Here is a 20,531-nt window from a genome sequence, read left to right as displayed (position 1 = left end):
ACGCTTAGCCTAAAGGAATGATATCGCCTTGCCAACCCTGTCCGTTGCGCGTGCCGGTCAACAGAAGCTCACCTTTATCCGCCCGAACGATCAGCTGGCCTTTTTCATCCCATAACGCGCTGCCCGCGCTGGCATTCGCCATTAATACCGCGATGGCATACCTGTGCGCAAAGCGCTGCAGGGTGTTGATAGATTGTCGCCAGCGGTAATCCCTCACCGACTGGCTGCTGGTGAAGAGCGTTGCCTGCGGATCAAGATTCGGGGAATCGCCTTGCTCGTCCAAGATAGTGAGCTGTTTATCCCCCGGCACCAGGCTGGCGCCGCTCCCCTGAGGGTAACGCAGAATGCAATCGCGAGAGGGGGTAACCAGCGCGAGGCCTTTCTGGCGCCGACCGTTTCGTTCAACGGGAAGCCCTGCAATGAGGGTAATGCGGTAAAAATGGGCGGCGTTTAGCAATGGCAGTAGCTGAGCGTCTCCGGGCGGGGGCGGTAGTGCCGTGGTGCCCGGGCCCGTTAACGAGAGTTCCGGGAAGACCAGCAAATCGCACCGATGTTGTGCTGCTTCGGCAATGAAGTGGAGATGGTGCGCAACGTGGTCATCTACGCTATGGTGCTGCCCGCCATACTGTGCTGCCGCTATATTCCAATGTGACATCGTGACTTCCTTATACACTGAGTCGCAGGGATTAAAGAATAATCCTAATTTAACCAGGGTTTTCTTATCCTGCCAGATTCCGCGTAAGGAAGTGTAACGAGTCGTTAAGCTTATTTAACTTTCGGCTCGTACGGTAAGCGGGAGAGGTTGACCGAGGCGAGACGGTGGGCGATTAACCTTTCGCGAAACCAGTCACGCAGGTGGGCGGGTTGTTCCCGTTCGACCACTTCAGCCACGATGGGCATGTTGTAACGCTCTTTAAAGGCGACGCCAGCGGCAGCGAGATCGACATTCACTTTATCCATCTCGTCCTGAGGAAGGGCGGCCAGATTGATCTTCATTACCTTCTCCTTATTTTGCGGCGGCAACGTTACCGCGATTGCGCGACGATGACAAGCAGAGCGGGATGATCCTCGACTCGTTTATTATACAGCGTTATTCTTTAGCATACAGGCATAACAAAAAGGAATGATTGTGATGGGTTTTTCCTCTTCCCGCGCGGTATGTACGCTGGTTTTTCTGGCCTCGACGATACTTTCGCCCTCTGTACTGGCGCATGCGCATCTTAAGCAGCAAAGCCCGGCAGCAGACAGCCAGGTGGCGGCACCGCAGGTGCTTACGCTGAATTTCTCCGAAGGCATTGAGCCCGGATTTAGCGGCGTCGTGGTGACGGATGCACACAAGCAGGTGATCAAAACCGGTACCGCAACGCGAGACGAAAAGAACAAGGCACAGCTGACCGTTCCGCTGGAACAGACGCTGGCGCCGGGGGCTTACCGGGTGGACTGGCATGTGGTCTCCGTCGACGGACATAAAACCACAGGCAGCTATCACTTCAGCGTGAAATAGCATGCTGGCACTGTTATACGTGGGGTTGCGCTTTATCCATTTTGCGGCGCTGATGCTCGTTTTTGGCAACGCGCTTTACAGCGTCTGGTTTGCGCCTTCCGGGCTGCACCGCCTGATGGCCCGGCGTTTCCAGCTCCAGCAGAGAGTGGCGTCCATTGTCAGCCTGGCCGCTGCGATCCTGATGTTCATGCTTCAGGGTGGCTTAATGGGCAACGGCTGGGGCGATGTACTTAACCCGCAAATCTGGCACAGCGTGCTGGGGACTCGGTTTGGCGGCGTCTGGCTGTGGCAAATCATCCTCGGCGCCATCACCGTTGCCGCCGCGTGGCTCGCGCCGCTGAAAGGCTCGCGGCTGCTGCTGCTCGCTATGGGACAGCTTATCCTTCTGGCAGGGGTAGGGCACGCGGCGATGAGCGACGGTCCGGTGGGGGCGATACAGCGTCTCAATCATGCTGTTCACCTGCTGTGTGCCGCAACCTGGGTGGGGGGATTGTTGCCGCTGCTGTTCTGCATGCGTCTGGCTAAAGGGCGCTGGCAGAACGCGGCCATCTATACCATGATGCGTTTCTCGCGGGTGGGGCATTATGCCGTGGCGTGCGTGCTGCTCACCGGCGTGGTGAATGCGCTGTTGATTATGGGCATCCATATTCCCTGGCAGTCTGGCTACGTGCAGTTTCTGTTGTTCAAATGTGCTCTCGTGGCGTTGATGGTGGCAATTGCGCTGGCAAATCGGTATTTTCTGGTGCCACGGTTCCGTCCAGATTCCGGGCGTGCACAACGACTTTTTATCAGGATGACACAGGCAGAGGTGGTGCTGGGGGCGCTGGTTCTGGCAACGGTCAGTCTGTTTGCTACCTGGGAACCCTTCTGACAAGGTTAACTATTAAATGAAAAAGACAGTACTTTCACTCTTATTGCTGACCTGCGCGGGAAGCGCTCTGGCGGCACCGCAGGTTATCACCGTCAGCCGTTTTGAGGTGGGCAAAGACAAATGGGCCTTCAATCGCGAAGAGGTGATGCTGACCTGCCGTCCGGGGCATGCGTTATACGCAATCAACCCGAGTACGCTGGTGCAATATCCGTTAAATGATACCGCAGAGCAGCAGGTCGCCAGCGGCAAGAGCAGCGGTCAGCCAATCAGCGTGATTCAGATTGATGACCCGGCCCACCCGGGGCAGAAGATGAGCCTGGCACCGTTTATCGAGCGCGCTGACAAGCTCTGCTGACGTTCAGGTTTCCAATAAAAAACCGCAGATGCTCGCGAAAGCACTGCGGTTTTTCACTTTTAATGATGCTCTGACGCTTTTTTTCAGTCCACTTTTGCTGTGGACTGGAAAACCTGGCGTCGTCATCTATTCTTAAAAGGCAAGGCGACTTAGCCTGCATTAATGCCAACTTTTAGCGCACGGCTCTCTCCCAAGAGCCATTTCCCTGGACCGAATACAGGAATCGTATTCGGTCTCTTTTTATCTGTATAAAAGTGAATAACTTAACTCCGTTATCTTCTTTATACAGCGCATGCGTCCTGTGCGACTTCGTAAAACATAACACAACACAGCAGGCGGAAGTCCAGCCCTTTTTGCCTGTTTTGTTAAATTTTTGTGAGTAGTCAGCGAAAGTCAGTGCTGTGCTTAAAAGCGGGACTTAACGGACGCTTCAATTTCATCAAGCAGTTCAAAGCGACGACGGTATTCAGCGCGTTTTTTACTCGCTATCTCGTCGAGGGATTTGCGCTCCACCTGCAGCGGAAGCTGCCAGCAGAAGGAGGAGAGTTTTTTCCCGCCCAGAGAATCCCAGAATTCGTCATAGCTGGCATGGAAATGACGGCCTTTGCTGAGGCGATAGCGCAGCGCCCGGAAAACGTGCCCCTCATCGCTGACGGCAAAAATGGCCCGGACAGAGGACTGTGCTGCCAGATGGAAAAGAACTTCCATCAGCACGCGCTTGGGGAACAGGCCATGGCAGGCGCGAGTTGCCAGTTTAATGGCATCCCGTGATACGCAGCGACGGGGGCCCTGAAGTCCGCCAATGACCATAACGGGCTGACCATTGCTGCGGGCGACGCTAAAGGTCAGGCTGGCCAGCAGCGTATCCTCGTTGTCGCGCAGCCAGAGTGTGCTCTCACCTTCACGCTCGGCTTTGCCGGCTGAGGACGCATTAACCGTGTAGGTCACGCCGTCTTTTGCATGGAAGTGCGCAATGGGTTGTTCCAGTGGGCCGGTCAGCGCCTGGGCGAGACTGCTCTCTTTCAGGCTGTCAATCCAGTAATAGTGGTTAACGATAGCGTCAGCGCGATCGTTTGCCGTCAGACCGCGCATCAGGTACTGCCGATGGGTCTTGCTGGGCAACGTAATTTGCGATGTCAGCAATTTGTCGAAATCGTCACGACCAGAGAGGGCTTCCAGCATACGGTGGGTGGAAGACCAGAACAGCAGCGAACGTAAAAGGAACTTCAGTCGGTAATCGCGCTTCCGCCAGATTGGCCCCGGAACGCGTTTGCCGTTCACCAGCTCGGAAATAATATTCGTGCGATGCGGATAGAACACATCGTTATGTAGCTGTGTATTAGACACGTGAAGACCTCTCGTTTTTTTCTACCCTTATTCTACGTAGCCTATAAAAAGGGATTAATAGCGTGAGGATCTTTATTTCTCTTTGGTTTACCGTTTGTTTGACTTGGTAAGGACCGCTCCCGTCTTTTTCATTTACTGACGCGGCTATACTGTTTAAGGGAGGCCTTATGTATCAGCGAATCGAAGGTGGAGAGTGGCGTCACGTCTGGGTTGTCAGTGACATACACGGTTGTTACCAGAGGCTCATGGAGGAACTGAAACGCCGTCATTTTAATCCTTATGAGGATTTACTTATTTCCGTTGGCGATCTGATCGATCGGGGGCCGGACAGCGTTAAATCATTACAGCTCATTAACGAGAAATGGTTTCGAGCCGTGCGGGGTAACCATGAGCAAATGGCAATAGATAGCCTGGATAATAATGATTTTGCGCTCTGGACGATGAATGGCGGAATGTGGTTTACGCGCCTTGAGCATGAGCAGCAGGCGCTGGCGCGAACGTTACTTAACGCCTGCCGGGAGCTGCCGCATATTATTGAGATAACCTGCGCAAACGGCCTTAATGTTATCGCTCACGCGGATTACCCGGCGGAGGAATACCGCTGGGAAAAACCGGTAAGCGCCCAGCGCGTGTTATGGGATCGCGACCGCCTGATGGGATTTATGGTGGGCAAAGGGCAGGGGATTAGCGGCGCGGATCACTTCTGGTTCGGCCATACGCCCGTCGACAGACGGTATGATTTTTCTAACCTGCACTATATTGATACCGGTGCGGTATTCGACGGTTACTTTACGCTGGCGCAGCTACAGTAATAAATAACCCGCCTTCGGGCGGGTTCTCTCTAGGTCAGGCAAGACGCATGACCCAGGCATCGGTTTTACTATCGTAATGCTCACGGTAAAGAACAGAGTGTTCGCCATCAAGTATTGCCGGGACGCTGGTGTCTGCATCCCATGCATCGAGCTGCATGCACAAATCCGGGTCGGATTTGCAGGGAATACTTAACGTTCGATCGCCTTGTGCTTCGCCGCGCAGCTCTGCGTCGTCGATCTCAAAAGCGCCAATACGCACGCTGGTTTTCGTCATAGTGCTCTCCGGGTCGGTTGTCAAAATCTGGTATGACCAGTATGGGCATCCATTTTTGATCGTAGACAAGGAGAGCAAAATCGCCAGTAAAAAAATGCGCTTTTTTCAGGCAGTGCGATCGTTACCGGTAAACAGACGGCCATCGCGGACCAGCTCGCGTGGATAGCTATTTTTAAGCCTTGAGCCAACCTTTTTTGCCAGCCCCAGCGGGTATCCCTGATAGGTCACCACCACTTCATCAGCGGAAGGCGTGCCGTCAGGATAAACGTCGCGTCCACGGTACCACTCTTCAGCTTCCTGGTGCGTCAGGGCGAAAGTATTTGCATGCCCGGCAAGCGCGATGACCGCCTCGTGCTGCCAGCGATAGCCCTTATTGTGCACTTCCGCCAGGCGAATCCCGATACGGGAAAAACGCACTTTGCCAATCAGCGGCTCGATATTCGCCGGGAACAGCCATATCTCTTTGTCTCGCGTCCAGAGGCGCTGACTCTCATCCCAGTCCAGCCCAACCTTGCGGGCAGCGGCTTCAAGCTGCGCGGCATCGCGGCCTTTGAGCGGTGCAAACGGGAAATTGCCGACCTTGAATTTAGGGGCGGGGAGGGGAGCTACCGCCTGAGTTTTACGCAGGCGGGCCACGAAGAACCCTTCGCAGTCGTAAATCTGAGGGAATACGTGCAGGAAACCTTCCGGCGTGACCGCCTCCTGTGCCGAGGCGAACAGATCGTTAAGCGGCATGAACTCGACGGCGTCCGGGTATTGCGCTTTCAGCCACAGGCAGACATCTTCGTTTTCATCCCGGTTTAAAGTACATGTTGAATACACCAGCGTGCCGCCGGGGCGCAGGGCGTGGAACGCGCTGTCGATCAGCTCGCGCTGCGTGGCGGCGATCTCAAGATTGCTCTCCACCGACCAGTTCTTTAACGCATCGGGATCTTTACGCACCACCCCTTCTCCTGAGCAGGGGGCGTCCAGCAGGATGGCATCAAACATTTCCGGCAGGGCGGCGCCAAAGACGCGTCCGTCGAAATGCGTCAAAGCGACATTGTGAATACCGCAGCGGCTGATATTGGCATGCAACACCTTCACGCGGCTGGCGGAAAACTCATTGGCGAGAATCGCCCCGCGGTTACCCATGCGCGCGGCAATCTGCGTGGTTTTCGAGCCGGGCGCGGCGGCGACATCCATCACGCGTTCAGGCGCGTTGCCGTCGGCGAACAGGGCGGCAACCGGCAGCATTGAGCTTGCTTCCTGAATATAAAAAAGACCGCTCAGATGTTCTGCAGTACTTCCCAGCGGCACGGCGTCTTCGTCATCGCGATCGATCCAGAATCCCTCGTCACACCACGGAACCGGCGTAAGTTGCCAGTTGTACGGAGAAACCAGCGCCAAAAAATCCTCGACGCTGATTTTCAGCGTGTTAACGCGAATGCTCCGACGTAACGGACGCTGGCAGGCGGCGATAAAATCGTCCAGCGACAGATGAGAGGGAAGCGCCTCGCGCATCTGCGCCAGGAATTGTTCAGGAAGAAATACGGAGTTTTGAGCCACGAGCACACCACAGGGAAAAGTTCAGGTGCGCAGTGTAACATAAAGGCTCCGGCGCGTTGACACCGGAGCCTGTCAGATTAACGCGGCAGGGCAGTGCCCCATTCGCGCCACTCTTTCGGTTCGCTTTCCAGCAGCAGGAAGTGTTTACCCGGCTGCGCTTTCGGCGCCAGCGGCGTTCCCGGCGGGGTGGCAAACGCAATACCGCCGCGGATGAACTGGTTGAAGGTACCGGTTTTCACCACGCCACCCGTCAGGCCGAAGTCCAGCGAATAGCCGGACGCCAGCCAGAACACCGAGTTATTACGGACCAGGTGCTGGTAACGCTCGCTGATGCGTAACGCCACCATCACGCGGTCGGAGAGCGTGCCGAGCGTGAGACCCGTTACCGTACCCACCTCAATGCCGCGGAACAGTACCGGCGTACCGATGCCAAGCGAGCCTGCTTCCGGTACTTCGACCACAATGCTCAGGCCGCCAAGGTAGCGTGAGTCGGTGATGGTGGCTTCCTGCAGCTCGAAATCACGGCGGGCTTTACCCTGGCCGGGCTCGACGTTGATGTAAGGCTGCAGAATGGTGTCGAGATGCTCAACGCCTGCGGCTGAAATCTGCGGGGTCACCACCGAGAAGCGTGAACCCGTTCGGGCGAAGGTCTGCACATATTCCGGATAAAGCACCGCGGTGGCCTGTACCTCGTTGCGCGAGGTGATAAGCGTCAGCTTCTGGATCTGTCCGATATCAATGCCCAGGTAGCGAATTGGCATGCCTTCTGCCAGCTTGCCGGCATCGAACGCATGCAGGGTAATCTGTCCACCCACGGCACGTGCGGCGGTTTCGGACGGGAAGAGAATTCGCTTATCGCCTTTGCGCAGGTTCGCGCCTGCGCCGCTGAGGTTATCGAAGCTGATTGCCCCGCGCAGCGCGCGAGAGAGCGGGGAGGCCTGCACGGTCAGCCCGTTACCGTTAAGCTGCACCTTCGCGCCGCCCTCGGCCCAGAAGACGCTGTTTGGCGTCAGCAGCTTACGGTATTCGGGTTTGATATGCAGTTCGATATCAAACGCGTCCGCACGAGGGCGAACGGCGATCACCTCCCCGACCTCAAACTTGCGGTAGAGCACCACGGAGCCCGCCTGAACGTCCGGCAGCGTCTCGGCGCTTAAGGTCAAGGTAGTGGTTGGCAAATCGCTCAGGCTGTTTTCAATCGCTTTGTCCAGGTTGGCGTAGAGCGGGTAGCTGTCGCGAACGGGGCCTTTATTGCCCGGCAAAATGCGAATGCCGCCGTTAACCCATTCGCTGGCGCTCGCACCGAGGAACTCCACGCCGTCCAGGCCCACCTTCACATCGACGCGGCTGTTCACCACGAATTTACTGTCGCCATGGACGAGGTTGCTGTATTGCGGATCGATAGCAACCGAGAAGCTCACGCCATTTTCGGAGAGCGTTCGCTCCAGCACCTGACCCACCTGTACGCCGTGCAGAATCAGCGGCTGACCGGCCTCAATGCCGTAACTTTCGGGCGCATTCAGCGTAACCGTCACGACGCCCGGTTTTTGCAGCAGCGCTTTATCCGCCGGGGCAATGACGAAGCTGTTGCTTGGCTCACCTTCACCAGGGATCAGTTCAAAGGTATTTCCGGTAAGCAGCGCGCTGAGGCTGGCATCGTTCAGGGAGAGCTTCGGACTGCGCATTTCGATGCGCGTTTTCTCGCGCAGGAGATCGACCACGCTCGGGTCGACCGTCATTTCGCCGGTCACCGAACCGCCCGGATTAAGCGTCATTTTGGTGAGCTGGCCGACCTGCAGTCCCTGGTACATCAGCGGCGTTGAACCCGCTTTCAGTCCCTTTGCATCAGGCAGAACAAGCTTAACGATCACGCCACGCTGGCTGTGCGCCAGGTCCGGGTATAAACCGAACGTGTCATCGGCCGTGGCAGGGCTTGAATTTTCCGGGGAGTCAAAGGCAATGGCACCATTCACCAGCGCGGCCAGGCTCTCAAGCTTCACTTTTGCACCGCTCAGGCTGAGGTCGGCGTCCACGCCGGAGACATTCCAGAAGCGGCTGCCTTTTTTCACCAGATTGGTGAACCGACGTTCGATCAGCACATCAATGGTTACGCCCTGTTTGTTCGGGTTGATGGTGTAATCATACACGCGGCCAACCGGAATCTTGCGGAAGTAAACCAGCGAGCCGCTGTTCAGCGAGCCCAAATCCGGTGCCTGAAGATGGATCATCAGATCGCCGTTATTGAGGCGGTATTTTGGCTGCGTATCCAGCGCGACAAAGTGATCCTGCGGTTCACCTTTACCCGGCATCATACCAATGTAGTTACCGCCAACCAGCGCATCCAGCCCGGAGACGCCGGCCAGAGAGGCTTTCGGCGTCACCAGCCAGAACTGCGTTTCGCTTCGAAGAGCATCCTGCATGTCAGATTTGATACTGACCCGCACCTGAATCTTGTTAAGCCCTTTGCCAAGGGAGATGTCCTGAACCGTACCGACTTCTACCCCCTGAAAACGAACAGGGGTTCGCCCGGCGACGATGCCGTCGGCGGTCTGAAAATCAATGGTGACGGTACTGCCGCGATCTTCATAGCTCGTCCAGATAAGCCAGCCTGCAATCATCAGTGCGATGACGGGCAGCAACCAGAATGGCGAAATGCGGCGTTTAGTTTTAATTCTCGCTTCAGTCGGCGAAGCGGGGGTTTCCTGACTCATGTGCATCCCAAAGTAAGCGGCTATCCAGCCATTCCACAGCAAGAATAGTCAATATCACCGCAGAGCCGAAATAAAAAGCCGCGGGTCCCATAGTAAAAGCAAGAAGCTGGTCGCGATTGATCAGCGACATCATCAGCGAAATCACAAACAGATCCAGCATTGACCAGCGGCCAATCCAGGTGACGAATCGCAGAAGCAGAATACGGGTACGTAAACCTTGTTCACACTTAAAGTGAATGCTGACCAGCAGGGTAAACATCACCACCACTTTGGTAAAGGGAACCAGGATACTGGCAATAAACACGATGGCCGCCACCCCAACGTTGCTGTGCGCAAGGGAGATAATACCGGAGAGGATAGTATCTTCCTGACGGCCACCGTTCACGTAGATAATGGAAATCGGCAGCATATTGGCCGGGATCAGAAACACCAGGGAGGCAATCAGCGCCGCCCAGCATTTTTGCAGGCTGTTGTTGCGCCGTAGCCTCAACGGTATATGGCAGCGCGGGCAGCGTCCACGCTTGTCGGGCAGCCCGGTGTAATGGCATCCCAGACAGACGCGAAGGTTCTCATCCGGGCGGGTGGCAGGGCGCTGAGGGTAAAAACGCTCCCAAAGCTGCTCAACGTTCAGATGGATCAGCGTCAGGATGCTGAGCAATACCAGGCAGATAAAAGCAAAAAGCCCGACGCCCGGCTGCAGAAAGGCATAGTCCTGCACCTTGATGGATGCCACGCCCACGCCCACCAGATAGATATCCAGCATGACCCACTCTTTGAGCTTTTCCAGCATCAGCAATACCGGACGCAGGTTCATCCCCAGAATGTTGCCAAACCACAGGTAAGCAATGGCGGCAACCAGCACCAGCGGCGCGCCGACAACGCAGAACAGCACCATGGCAGCGGTGAGAGGATCGCCCTGGCTCGTCATCTGCCAGATACCCTGCAGCACGTTGGCGTCAATGCGCACACCAAGCAGGTAGAGTTTCAGCAGCGGTTCGCTCCACGCGAAGGGCATCAGCAGCAGCATGGTGACGGCCATGGCGGCGAGGCGCGTTAACGACCAGTCGCGGCCGTCACGAATTTTAGCGTCGCAGCGGGGACAAAAGGCGCTTTGGTGCGATTTCATCTTCGGCAACATAAAAAGCGTATCGCACTGGGGGCAACGCTGATAATGTGCACGAGGCAAAGCTTCGCTTACCGTATGGACAGTTATCTTTTTTGTCGGCGTAATTTTGGTTGTTTTTAAGGCCATCAGCTGCGCGCAAATAAGTATTGTTGAACGTTATATTAACTCATGAACGGATTCATCTTGAGCATGAGCGCATTTATTGCTTATTTTAATAGGCTATGCGGTAATTTTGTAAGACAACTAAGTGATTGAATAATGAACAAAACAGAATTCTACGCGGATCTGAACCGCGATTTTAAGGCATTGATGGCAGGTGAAACCAGCTTCTTAGCCACTCTGGCAAATACTAGCGCATTGCTGTTCGAACGGCTATCCGATGTGAACTGGGCTGGCTTTTATCTCCTGGAAGGTGAAACGCTGGTGCTGGGCCCGTTTCAGGGCAAACTGGCCTGCGTGCGCATTCCGGTAGGGCGCGGCGTATGCGGTACCGCGGTGGCCGAGAATCAGGTTCAGCGCGTGGAAGACGTGCATGCGTTTGACGGGCATATTGCCTGTGATGCTGCCAGTAATTCAGAAATCGTTCTGCCGCTGGTGGTAAAAAATCAGATTATTGGCGTTCTGGATATCGACAGTACGGTCTTCAGTCGCTTTACAAGCGAGGACGAACAGGGGCTGCGCGAGCTGGCGGCGAATCTGGAAAACGTCCTCGCTGCAACCGATTATCAAAAATTCTTTGCGAGCGTCGCAGGATAATCAACGGATAACGTAGCATTTACTGATAGCGTCATTATAATGACGCCTGTTCATGCCTGCGCTTGTTGGCAACGTCCGTTGTAATCAGGAAATTTCATGGAAAATCAACCTAAGTTGAATAGCAGTAAAGAAGTTATCGCATTTCTGGCCGAGCGTTTCCCGCAGTGCTTCAGCGCGGAAGGTGAAGCTCGTCCCCTGAAAGTCGGTATTTTTCAGGATCTGGTGGCGCGTGTTGAAGGGGAAATGAACCTCAGCAAAACTCAGCTGCGTTCTGCCTTACGTCTTTATACTTCGAGCTGGCGTTACCTGTACGGTATCAAACCGGGCGCAACCCGCGTGGATCTCGACGGCAACCCTTGCGGTGAGCTGGACGAGCAGCATGTTGAGCACGCGCGCAAGCAGCTGGAAGAAGCCAAAGCACGCGTTCAGGCACAACGTGCAGAACAGCAAGCGAAAAAACGCGAAGCCGCAGCGGCAAACGGCCAGGAAGAAGCGCCTCGTCGTGAGCGTAAACCACGCCCAGCGCCGCGTCGTCACGACAATAACGATCGCAAACCGCGTGCAGACAAACCAGCAGCGAAAGCCCCTCGCGCGCCTCGTGAAGAGCCGCGTCATACTCCGGTTTCTGACATTAACGCCCTGAGCGTGGGTCAGGCTCTGAAGGTAAAAGCGGGCAATAACGCTATGGACGCCACCGTACTGGAAATCACCAAAGATGGCGTTCGTGTACAGCTGACTTCTGGTATGTCAATGATTGTACGCGCAGAACACTTGTTGTTCTGAAACGGAGGCCAAGCCTGGCATGAACACTTTTTTTAAGCTCACCGCGCTGGCGGGCCTGTTTGCCATAACAGGCCATGCTTTCGCAGTGGACGATATCACGCGTGTTGATCAAATTCCGGTACTCAAGGAAGAGACGCAGCACGCGACGGTAAGCGAGCGTGTAACCTCTCGCTTTACCCGCTCGCACTATCGTCAGTTCGATCTCGATCAGGCCTTTTCGGCCAAAATCTTTGACCGCTATCTGAACTTGCTGGATTACAGCCATAACGTTTTGCTCGCCAGCGATGTCGAGCAGTTCGCTAAGCGCAAATCCGAGGTGGGTGATGAGTTGCGGTCAGGCAAGCTGGATCTGTTCTACGATCTCTACAACCTGTCGCAAAAGCGCCGCTTTGAGCGCTATCAGTACGCGCTGAAAGTGCTGGAACGTCCGATGGACTTCACCGGCAACGACACCTTTAATCTCGATCGCAGCAAAGCACCCTGGCCGAAAGACGAAGCCGAGCTGAACGCGCTGTGGGATGGCAAGGTCAAATACGACGAACTGAGCCTCAAGCTGACCGGTAAAGATGAGAAAGAGATCCGCGACACGCTGACGCGTCGTTACAAATTTGCTATTCGTCGTCTGGCGCAGACTAACAGTGAGGATGTTTTCTCACTGGCGATGACCGCCTTTGCGCACGAAATCGATCCGCACACCAACTATCTTTCTCCACGCAACACCGAACAGTTCAATACCGAGATGAGCCTGTCTCTGGAAGGTATTGGCGCGGTGCTGCAGATGGACGATGACTACACGGTGATCAACTCCATGGTTGCAGGCGGCCCGGCATCCAAAAGCAAAGCGATTAGCGTAGGCGATCGCATTGTGGGCGTAGGACAAACCGGTCAGAGCATGGTTGACGTTATTGGCTGGCGTTTGGACGATGTGGTTGCGCTGATCAAAGGTCCGAAAGGGAGCAAAGTTCGCCTCGAAATTCTGCCGGCCGGTAAAGGCACCAAAACCCGTATCGTGACCCTGACCCGTGAGCGGATCCGTCTGGAAGACCGCGCGGTGAAAATGTCGGTGAAAACCGTGGGTAAAGAGAAGGTGGGGGTCCTGGATATTCCTGGCTTCTACGTGGGGCTGACCGACGATGTAAAAGTTCAACTGCAGAAACTTGAGAAGCAGAACGTGAGCAGCGTTATCATCGACCTGCGTACGAACGGTGGCGGTGCGCTGACTGAAGCGGTGTCGCTCTCAGGCCTGTTTATCCCGTCTGGCCCGGTGGTACAGGTGCGTGATAACAACGGTAAAGTTCGTGAAGATGCCGATAACGACGGTGTGGTCTATTACAAAGGCCCGCTGGTGGTCCTGGTTGACCGCTTCAGCGCGTCCGCATCTGAAATCTTTGCCGCTGCAATGCAGGACTATGGCCGCGCGCTGATCGTGGGTGAACCCACCTTCGGTAAAGGTACCGTTCAGCAGTATCGCTCGCTGAACCGTATTTACGATCAGATGCTGCGTCCGGAATGGCCTGCGCTGGGCTCCGTTCAGTACACCATTCAGAAGTTCTACCGCGTTAACGGCGGCAGTACGCAGCGTAAAGGCGTAACGCCGGATATCATGATGCCGACCGGCACGGAAGAGACCGAAACCGGCGAGAAGTTTGAAGATAACGCGTTGCCGTGGGACAGCATCAACGCTGCGACGTTCGTTAAAGCCGGTGATATGACGCAGTTTGGTCCTGAGCTGCTGAAAGCGCATAATGACCGCATCGCGAAAGATCCGGAATTCCAGTACATCATGAAGGACATTGCGCGTTTCAATGCCCTGAAAGATAAGCGGAATATTGTTTCTCTGAACTACGCTCAGCGTGAAAAAGAGAACAACGAGGACGATGCAACGCGTCTGGCGCGTATCAACGATCGCTTCAAGCGAGAAGGTAAACCTCTGCTCAAGAAACTGGACGATCTGCCAAAAGATTACCAGGAGCCGGACCCGTACCTGGACGAGACGGTGCATATCGCGCTCGACTTGGCGAATCTGGAAAAAGAGAAGCCTGCCGTACAGCCCGCTCCGGCAAAATAATCTCCCAACAGGCACAAGAAATTGTGCCTGTTTCTTTTTGTTCTGCATCCTTCCGTCAGGCTGATTTCCAATTGTGTAAAGTTGTGTCTTTCTGGTGACTTACGCCTACCGGATGCTTGAAAATAGCCGTAATACCCATACGATGTGGGTAATCGCATAGTGCGTTTTGTTAAACTGAGGTTAAAAGAAAATTATGATGCGAATCGCGCTCTTCCTGCTCACCAACCTGGCGGTGATGGTGGTTTTCGGGCTCGTGCTAAGCCTGACAGGAATTCAGTCGAGCAGCGTTCAGGGTCTGTTGATTATGGCGCTGCTGTTTGGTTTTGGTGGCTCTTTCATTTCCCTGCTGATGTCAAAATGGATGGCGCTGAAATCCGTAGGCGGTGAGGTGATTGAACAGCCGCGTAACGATATGGAACAGTGGCTGATGAATACGGTGGCACAGCAGTCTAAGCAGGCAGGCATTGCGATGCCGCAGGTTGCTATTTACCATGCCCCGGATATTAACGCGTTTGCCACGGGTGCCCGTCGTGATGCGTCACTGGTTGCCGTGAGCACCGGATTGTTGCAGAACATGAGCCGTGACGAAGCCGAAGCGGTTATCGCGCATGAAATCAGCCATATTGCCAACGGTGACATGGTAACCATGACGCTGATTCAGGGCGTGGTGAACACCTTCGTTATCTTTATCTCCCGTATCCTGGCGCAGATTGCGGCTGGCTTCATGGGCGGCAACCGCGATGAAGGTGAGGAGAGCAACGGTAACCCGCTGATCTACTTCGCCGTATCCATGGTGCTGGAACTGGTGTTCGGTATCCTGGCGAGCATTATCACCATGTGGTTCTCTCGTCACCGTGAGTTCCATGCGGATGCTGGCTCTGCGAAGCTGGTGGGGCGTGAGAAGATGATTGCAGCCCTGCAGCGTCTGAAAACCAGCTACGAGCCGCAGGAAGCGAACAGCATGATGGCCTTCTGCATCAACGGCAAATCAAAGTCGCTGAGCGAGCTGTTTATGTCTCACCCGCCGCTGGATAAACGTATTGAAGCGCTGCGCAGTGGGGAATACCTGAAGTAACGCTAAGAGCGTAAATAAGCCGGGCAGGAGAAGACTCCGCCCGGCTTTTTTTATGCCTGAACGCCGGGTTGGGTCACGCGCAGACCGCTGACGATGGCTGCCAGGGTGGCAAGGGCGCCTGCGGTGAGAAGCGCAACGTGATTACCGTTTTGCCCGGCAAGGTTAAACATCAGGGCAACCAGCGCCGCACCGGTGCTTTGTCCCAGCAGACGCGCGGTCCCCAGCATGCCGCTGGCACCTCCGCTGCGATGTCGCGGCGCCACGGTAATAATGGTGTGGTTGTTGGGGGACTGGAACAGGCCAAACCCGGCACCGCACAGGACCATGCGCCAGATGATGTCCAGATCGCCTGGCGATGACGGAAGCAGCGCCAGCGCAAAAAGACCGGTTGCCATCACTGCCAGCCCCACCGCACCCAACAAACCGGCATGTACACGTTCTATTAAATAACCGGCAAGCGGTGCCATCACCATCGTCGCCAGCGGCCAGGGGGTTAACAGCAGCCCGGTCTCCACTTCGGAACGTCCTATCACGCTTTGCAGGAAGAAGGGCAGAGAAACCATAGCCAGCATCTGGGCGCAGAAGGAGCAGACGGAGGTGCAGATGGAGAGCGAAAAGAGGGGGATACGCAGCAGATCGACCGGCAGTAAAGGTACCGGCAGGGCAAGCTGGCGGCGAACAAAGAAGAAGCCCGTCACCAGCAGGGCAACAAGCTCCGCGGCGGTAAGCAGCAGAGATTGACCCTGCGCAAAGCCGCTCAGGGCGGTAATCAGCAGACCAAAGGTGAGCGCATTCATCACTGCACTTGCCACGTCAAAGCGCGGCATGGTGCTTTTCGGGCCGTTAGCGGGGAGATAACGCAGGGCAAAGAAGATGGCCACGATACCCAGCGGCACGTTTATGGCGAACAGCCATTGCCAGGAGGCGACAGAAAGTATAGCGGCCGCAATGGTTGGCCCGGCGGCAGATGAGACCGCGACAATAAACGAGTTTATCCCCATGCCGCGCCCCAGATGACGCTGCGGATAGATTAGGCGGATTAGCGCCGTATTGACGCTCATCAGCGCCGCGCCGCCAAAACCTTGCGCGATGCGCGCCAGCGTCAGCGTATGCAGAGAGTCCGAAAGGGCGCACAGCAGTGATGTGAAAGTAAATACCACCAGCCCGCACTGATATACCCGACGGTAGCCGAACATATCGCCCAGAAAAGAGAAGGAGAGCAGGGAAACCACAATCGCAATCTGATAGGCGTTAACAATCCATATCGAACTGGCCGGGGAAGCATGCAGATCGGTGGCAATGGTGGGAAGGGCAACGTTCGCAATCGCGCCGTCAAGGACGGCCATTGAGATACCAATAATTATCGTAGCGATAGCGCCATACCGCTGGGGCAAAGGCAGGCCATCGGAAAGGTTCTTTTCCATCGGGGATAAATAGCTCAGAGTGAAATTATTCTCAGGGTAACTATTTTAGCATCGTCAACACCGTTTTATGTCGCAGATTTGTAACGAAGTAAACGCGGATTGATTGCAGGTAACATGACGGGAATTTATAATAAAAACCGGTTCTGATTTTTATAAAACACTCTCTATGAGGTGGTAAATGGCAATTGCGGATTTGGATAAACAGCCAGATTCTGTTTCTTCCGTGCTGAAGGTGTTTGGCATCTTACAGGCGCTCGGGGAAGAGCGTGAAATTGGTATCACAGAGTTGTCACAGCGCGTGATGATGTCGAAAAGCACCGTTTATCGCTTTTTGCAAACCATGAAATCACTGGGTTACGTTGCACAGGAAGGGGAGTCTGAAAAATACTCTCTGACGCTGAAACTGTTTGAACTGGGTGCCAGGGCATTACAAAACGTGGATCTGATCCGTAGCGCGGATATTCAGATGCGTGAGATTTCCCGCCTGACCAAAGAGACTATCCACCTGGGTGCGCTGGATGAAGACAGTATTGTTTACATCCATAAAATCGACTCCATGTATAACCTGCGTATGTATTCGCGCATTGGTCGTCGCAACCCGCTTTACAGCACAGCAATTGGTAAGGTTCTGCTGGCGTGGCGCGATCGTGAAGAGGTAAAACAGATCCTCGATGGCGTGGAGTACAAACGCAGCACTGAACGCACCATAACCAGCACCGAAGAGTTATTAACGGTGCTCGACAAGGTGCGTGAACAAGGGTATGGCGAGGATAACGAAGAGCAGGAAGAAGGGCTGCGCTGTATTGGCGTTCCGGTGTTTGACCGCTTTGGCGTCGTGATTGCGGGGTTGAGCATCTCTTTCCCAACGCTGCGCTTCTCGGAAGAGCGCCTGCACGAGTATGTGGCTATTCTGCATACCGCCGCGCGCAAGATTTCAGAACAGATGGGTTACCACGACTATCCGTTTTAAGCCTGGTTAGCATAAAAAACGCCGCATCTTTGCGGCGTTTTTTTATTCGGCATTCACGCTGTGGATCAGCCATTATCAATCACGACGGAAGTCTTACGCAGTACCGGGCAGTTGGTTAAACCAACGATCCCGCTGTCCGAATGGAGATACTGCGCGGTGCTGACTCCCTGTGCTGTTAAATATTTACATTGTATGCCCAGCCCTGCTGCATTTTCGGTGCTTCCCACCAGCACGCCATAACCCGTTAACAGAAGGCCTATCCAGAGTATCGCCAGTGCAACAATTGTTCGAATAATTAAGCGCATTATTACCTCTTTTTCATTGTTATCATAATGCCAGACTAAACGGTTTACGTAATGAAACAAGTGCAGGATTCTGAAAAGAGCCTGATGGCGCTACAGTTAGTCCTTGTTTAAGATAACCGTGATAACCTGGTTGCATCAGGTCTTTAAACGGAGTGTGGAGTGAAAAAAATACGCTGGGTGATTCTGATTATCGTGCTGATAGCGTGCGTGGTGTTATGGACGCAGACTATCAACGTGATGTGCGATCAGGATGTACAGTTTTTTAGCGGCGTTTGCGCAATCAATAAGTTTATTCCGTGGTAGCACGCATTTTTTCTTCAGGTGATTTCCTTCCTTCGCGCCAGTGGTAAAATAGACGCTTTTATTGAGGTGGTGAAATGGGTGAGTTACTGAATTCAGGGCTGCTAAATATGGCATCCCTGACGATCTCTTTGGTTGTTCTGCTGGTGGGGCTGGTCATTTGGTTTTTCGTAAACCGTGCCAGTTCACGTACTAATGAGCAGATCGAACTGCTGGAAGCGCTGCTTGAGCAGCAAAAGCGACAGAATGCGCTGTTGCGTCGTCTGTGCGAGGCTAACGAGCCGGAAGAGAAAGACGTGCCAAAAGAGGCGGTCGCTGAAGAGAACAACGACCAAGACGATTTTATCCGCCTGGTTGCTGAGCGCTAATCGTATCATTCCGGGAGGTGGCTGTGGTCTGGAAAAATCCCTGGTATGACCCCTCCCTGAAACATCACACCCCAAACGGTTTTCGTAATACGACTTCTGCAGGACACCAGCCCGGCGACCTTGACCGCTGGCGCAAAGAACGTAAAGAAGCCGGCCTGCCGAAGCCGCCCGCCCTCGGTTACGATGACTTTATCCGGCAGTGGTGGCAACCGGCCAATCTTCAGCAACCACAGGGGGATGGGGCGTGGTGGCTCGGACATGCGAGCATACTGCTGCAGCTGGACGGCAATATTCTTCTTACCGATCCCGTTTTTTCACGGCGCGCTTCTCCGCTCCCTTTCTTAGGGCCGCAGCGTAAAACGCCTCCGGCACTGTCTGTCGATCAACTGCACCAACTTGACGCAGTCGTCATCTCGCATAATCATTACGATCATCTTGATGAACTCACAATTCGCCACATTCTCAAACGCTTTCCCGACGTCAGTATATTTGTTCCTTTAGGTCTGGGCGGCTGGTTTCGTCGCCGGGGTGCAAAACAGGTGGTTGAGCTCGACTGGTGGCAGAGTTTTACCTGGCAGGGGATGACATTGTCAGCCGTACCGGCGCAGCACTGGAGTATGCGCACGCTCTGGAACCGCAATCGCTCATTATGGTGCGGCTGGGTCTTTGAAGGGCGACATCACCGGTTCTGGTTTAGCGGCGATACCGGCTATTCGCCTGAGCTGCTGTTGATACCGGAACGTCTGGGGCAGATTGATGTGGCAGCATTGCCCGTTGGTGCATATGCCCCGCGATGGTTTATGGCCGTACACCATATGGATCCCCAGTCTGCCGTTGCGCTGTGGCAGCAGCTAGGTTGCCCTCTGGCGTTCCCTGTTCACTGGGGCGTGTTTGAACTGGCAGATGAAGCGCTGGATGACCCGATAAAAGAATTAACTGACGCGCTGGATAATGTAGCGTCAGTTAATAATCCTTTCAGGATACTGAAAATTGGCGAATATTTACCCTTATAAACGAAGCGATGCATTGTTGCATATATTGTGTATGTATTCGTTGTCAGGAATGTTTTATTTTTATCGAAACGTTTTGCTTGCCTTGTTTTGATGCAGAGTCATAAAAATTTCATTATTTTGGTGCATAATCCTGTTTATTATCTGGTGCATTTTAATACAGCGGGTCGTGGTTTATTAACATCGTTTTTGCCTGAAACAATACGGTCACGTTACAATGATTTAAGCATAAGTTTTCACAATTTGTTCTAACTCAATCAACGCCGAAGATTTCTTTTCCCGTCTGCTGGACGCATTGTAATGATTGAGCTATGTTAAAAAAGTCTTAGATTACAGCGGTTGCGCAAGCAGCGTTGAGTCTGTGTAAGGGAGTAAAGCCGTCTGTTTGTGAAGCGCATAATTGTGCAAATCCTTACAGACAGTGTTCGAATTTGTGCGGCGGATCGAGACATGTTTAAAAATGGCTTGCCATATTAAACATAGTGTGTGATAACACGTTTTGGGTCAAACGAGGTACAGTTCTGTTTATGTGTGGCATTTTCAGTAAAGAAGTCCTGAGTAAACACGTTGTCGTTGAATACCGCTTCTCTGCCGAACCTTATATTAGTGCCTCATGCAGTAATGTCTCAGTTTTATCTCAGTTAATGCCTGCGGGCTAAGAAAACACTCTAAGGAATTTTGCAAAATGGCAAAGATTAAAGGTCAAGTTAAGTGGTTCAACGAGTCTAAAGGTTTTGGTTTCATTACTCCTGCTGACGGCAGCAAAGACGTGTTCGTACACTTCTCTGCAATCCAGGGTAACGGCTTCAAAACTCTGGCTGAAGGCCAGAACGTTGAGTTCGAAATTCAGGACGGCCAGAAAGGCCCAGCTGCAGTTAACGTAACTGCTATCTGATCGAACCGCTGCTGACTGGGGCGCATAGC

Annotated in this window: 22 protein-coding genes and 1 pseudogene; 14 read left to right on the top strand and 9 right to left on the bottom strand. The window is 54.0% G+C overall.

The window, feature by feature from the left end; all coding sequences use genetic code 11:
- Positions 1-4: 4 nt before the first annotated feature.
- Together V1603_RS17270 and V1603_RS17265 are read right to left on the bottom strand one after the other, a co-directional pair.
- Positions 5-655 (bottom strand): nitrilase-related carbon-nitrogen hydrolase, encoded by a 651-nt coding sequence (locus V1603_RS17270; RefSeq protein ID WP_233003066.1) that lies wholly within the window; start codon positions 653-655, stop codon positions 5-7.
- A gap of 110 nt (positions 656-765) precedes the next feature.
- Entirely contained in the window at positions 766-996 is a 231-nt protein-coding gene (locus tag V1603_RS17265) for a DNA polymerase III subunit theta (RefSeq protein WP_013096102.1), read from the bottom strand.
- 136 nt (positions 997-1,132) lie between these two features.
- Here V1603_RS17265 and yobA point away from each other — a divergent pair, with 136 nt between their 5' ends.
- The 3 genes from yobA to V1603_RS17250 are packed head-to-tail and all read left to right on the top strand — an operon-like array spanning position 1,133 to position 2,730.
- Complete coding sequence (yobA, locus tag V1603_RS17260) at positions 1,133-1,504, top strand: CopC domain-containing protein YobA (RefSeq protein ID WP_116339110.1); 372 nt, start codon at positions 1,133-1,135, stop codon at positions 1,502-1,504.
- Between the two features lies 1 nt (position 1,505).
- Positions 1,506-2,375, top strand: coding sequence for a copper homeostasis membrane protein CopD (copD, locus tag V1603_RS17255; RefSeq protein ID WP_233003065.1), 870 nt, complete (start codon positions 1,506-1,508; stop codon positions 2,373-2,375).
- Positions 2,376-2,391: 16 nt separating this feature from the next.
- Positions 2,392-2,730 (top strand): YebY family protein, encoded by a 339-nt coding sequence (locus V1603_RS17250; RefSeq protein WP_192984903.1) that lies wholly within the window; start codon positions 2,392-2,394, stop codon positions 2,728-2,730.
- A 405-nt stretch (positions 2,731-3,135) separates the two neighbouring features.
- On the opposite strand, the gene V1603_RS17245 is transcribed toward V1603_RS17250, so the two are convergent.
- The gene (locus V1603_RS17245; RefSeq protein WP_395313010.1) at positions 3,136-4,077 is read right to left on the bottom strand and encodes a VirK/YbjX family protein; all 942 of its coding nucleotides are present in this window, start codon (positions 4,075-4,077) and stop codon (positions 3,136-3,138) included.
- 167 nt (positions 4,078-4,244) lie between these two features.
- On the opposite strand from V1603_RS17245, the gene pphA reads away from it, so the two are divergent.
- Positions 4,245-4,889 carry a protein-serine/threonine phosphatase gene (pphA, locus tag V1603_RS17240; RefSeq protein ID WP_233003063.1) on the top strand — a complete coding sequence of 215 codons (645 nt, stop codon included), beginning with the start codon at positions 4,245-4,247 and terminating at the stop codon, positions 4,887-4,889.
- A 34-nt stretch (positions 4,890-4,923) separates the two neighbouring features.
- On the opposite strand, the gene V1603_RS17235 is transcribed toward pphA, so the two are convergent.
- From V1603_RS17235 to yebS, 4 genes are all read right to left on the bottom strand, one after another.
- Positions 4,924-5,163 carry a YebV family protein gene (locus V1603_RS17235; protein ID WP_008500472.1) on the bottom strand — a complete coding sequence of 80 codons (240 nt, stop codon included), beginning with the start codon at positions 5,161-5,163 and terminating at the stop codon, positions 4,924-4,926.
- Between the two features lie 105 nt (positions 5,164-5,268).
- Positions 5,269-6,711, bottom strand: coding sequence for a 16S rRNA (cytosine(1407)-C(5))-methyltransferase RsmF (rsmF, locus tag V1603_RS17230; RefSeq protein ID WP_163329875.1), 1,443 nt, complete (start codon positions 6,709-6,711; stop codon positions 5,269-5,271).
- Between the two features lie 77 nt (positions 6,712-6,788).
- A complete protein-coding gene (locus tag V1603_RS17225) occupies positions 6,789-9,422 on the bottom strand; it encodes a PqiB family protein (protein ID WP_163329877.1) in 2,634 nt (877 codons plus the stop codon).
- Complete coding sequence (gene yebS / locus V1603_RS17220) at positions 9,391-10,674, bottom strand: membrane integrity lipid transport subunit YebS (protein WP_116339236.1); 1,284 nt, start codon at positions 10,672-10,674, stop codon at positions 9,391-9,393. The genes V1603_RS17225 and yebS overlap by 32 nt, the downstream gene beginning before the upstream one ends.
- 132 nt (positions 10,675-10,806) lie before the next feature.
- Between yebS and V1603_RS17215 the strand changes: the two genes are divergently transcribed.
- The 4 genes from V1603_RS17215 (at position 10,807) to htpX (ending at position 15,230) form a co-directional block, all read left to right on the top strand.
- On the top strand, positions 10,807-11,304 hold the full coding sequence (locus V1603_RS17215; RefSeq protein ID WP_116339238.1) for a GAF domain-containing protein: 498 nt from the start codon (positions 10,807-10,809) through the stop codon (positions 11,302-11,304).
- A 96-nt stretch (positions 11,305-11,400) separates the two neighbouring features.
- Entirely contained in the window at positions 11,401-12,087 is a 687-nt protein-coding gene (gene proQ / locus V1603_RS17210; RefSeq protein WP_014884292.1) for an RNA chaperone ProQ, read from the top strand.
- A 19-nt stretch (positions 12,088-12,106) separates the two neighbouring features.
- A complete protein-coding gene (gene prc, locus V1603_RS17205) occupies positions 12,107-14,155 on the top strand; it encodes a carboxy terminal-processing peptidase (protein ID WP_116339242.1) in 2,049 nt (682 codons plus the stop codon).
- Between the two features lie 193 nt (positions 14,156-14,348).
- Positions 14,349-15,230, top strand: coding sequence for a protease HtpX (htpX, locus tag V1603_RS17200; RefSeq protein ID WP_010432647.1), 882 nt, complete (start codon positions 14,349-14,351; stop codon positions 15,228-15,230).
- 50 nt (positions 15,231-15,280) lie between these two features.
- On the opposite strand, the gene V1603_RS17195 is transcribed toward htpX, so the two are convergent.
- Complete coding sequence (locus tag V1603_RS17195; protein WP_395313009.1) at positions 15,281-16,654, bottom strand: MFS transporter; 1,374 nt, start codon at positions 16,652-16,654, stop codon at positions 15,281-15,283.
- Positions 16,655-16,832: 178 nt separating this feature from the next.
- On the opposite strand from V1603_RS17195, the gene kdgR reads away from it, so the two are divergent.
- Positions 16,833-17,624: a DNA-binding transcriptional regulator KdgR gene (kdgR, locus tag V1603_RS17190; RefSeq protein WP_116339246.1), complete on the top strand. Its 792-nt coding sequence runs from the start codon at positions 16,833-16,835 to the stop codon at positions 17,622-17,624.
- 65 nt (positions 17,625-17,689) lie between these two features.
- On the opposite strand, the gene V1603_RS17185 is transcribed toward kdgR, so the two are convergent.
- Entirely contained in the window at positions 17,690-17,929 is a 240-nt protein-coding gene (locus V1603_RS17185) for a YobH family protein (RefSeq protein WP_163329881.1), read from the bottom strand.
- A 159-nt stretch (positions 17,930-18,088) separates the two neighbouring features.
- Here V1603_RS17185 and mgrB point away from each other — a divergent pair, with 159 nt between their 5' ends.
- The 5 genes and pseudogenes from mgrB (at position 18,089) to cspE (ending at position 20,502) form a co-directional block, all read left to right on the top strand.
- Complete coding sequence (gene mgrB, locus V1603_RS17180) at positions 18,089-18,232, top strand: PhoP/PhoQ regulator MgrB (protein ID WP_006175995.1); 144 nt, start codon at positions 18,089-18,091, stop codon at positions 18,230-18,232.
- A 74-nt stretch (positions 18,233-18,306) separates the two neighbouring features.
- A complete protein-coding gene (locus tag V1603_RS17175; protein ID WP_163329882.1) occupies positions 18,307-18,597 on the top strand; it encodes a YebO family protein in 291 nt (96 codons plus the stop codon).
- Positions 18,598-18,620: 23 nt separating this feature from the next.
- Positions 18,621-19,610, top strand: coding sequence for an MBL fold metallo-hydrolase (locus tag V1603_RS17170; protein ID WP_320720311.1), 990 nt, complete (start codon positions 18,621-18,623; stop codon positions 19,608-19,610).
- 524 nt (positions 19,611-20,134) lie between these two features.
- A pseudogene (locus V1603_RS17165) lies at positions 20,135-20,279 on the top strand (DUF2627 domain-containing protein).
- 13 nt (positions 20,280-20,292) lie between these two features.
- Complete coding sequence (cspE, locus tag V1603_RS17160) at positions 20,293-20,502, top strand: transcription antiterminator/RNA stability regulator CspE (protein ID WP_001062678.1); 210 nt, start codon at positions 20,293-20,295, stop codon at positions 20,500-20,502.
- The last annotated feature ends 29 nt before the right edge of the window (positions 20,503-20,531 follow it).

The organism is Enterobacter sp. ECC-219, assembly GCF_043966805.1.
GTDB lineage: Bacteria > Pseudomonadota > Gammaproteobacteria > Enterobacterales > Enterobacteriaceae > Enterobacter > Enterobacter cloacae_N.
Note: the sequence above shows the minus strand (reverse complement) of the source record. Positions and strands in the feature narration are given on the sequence as shown.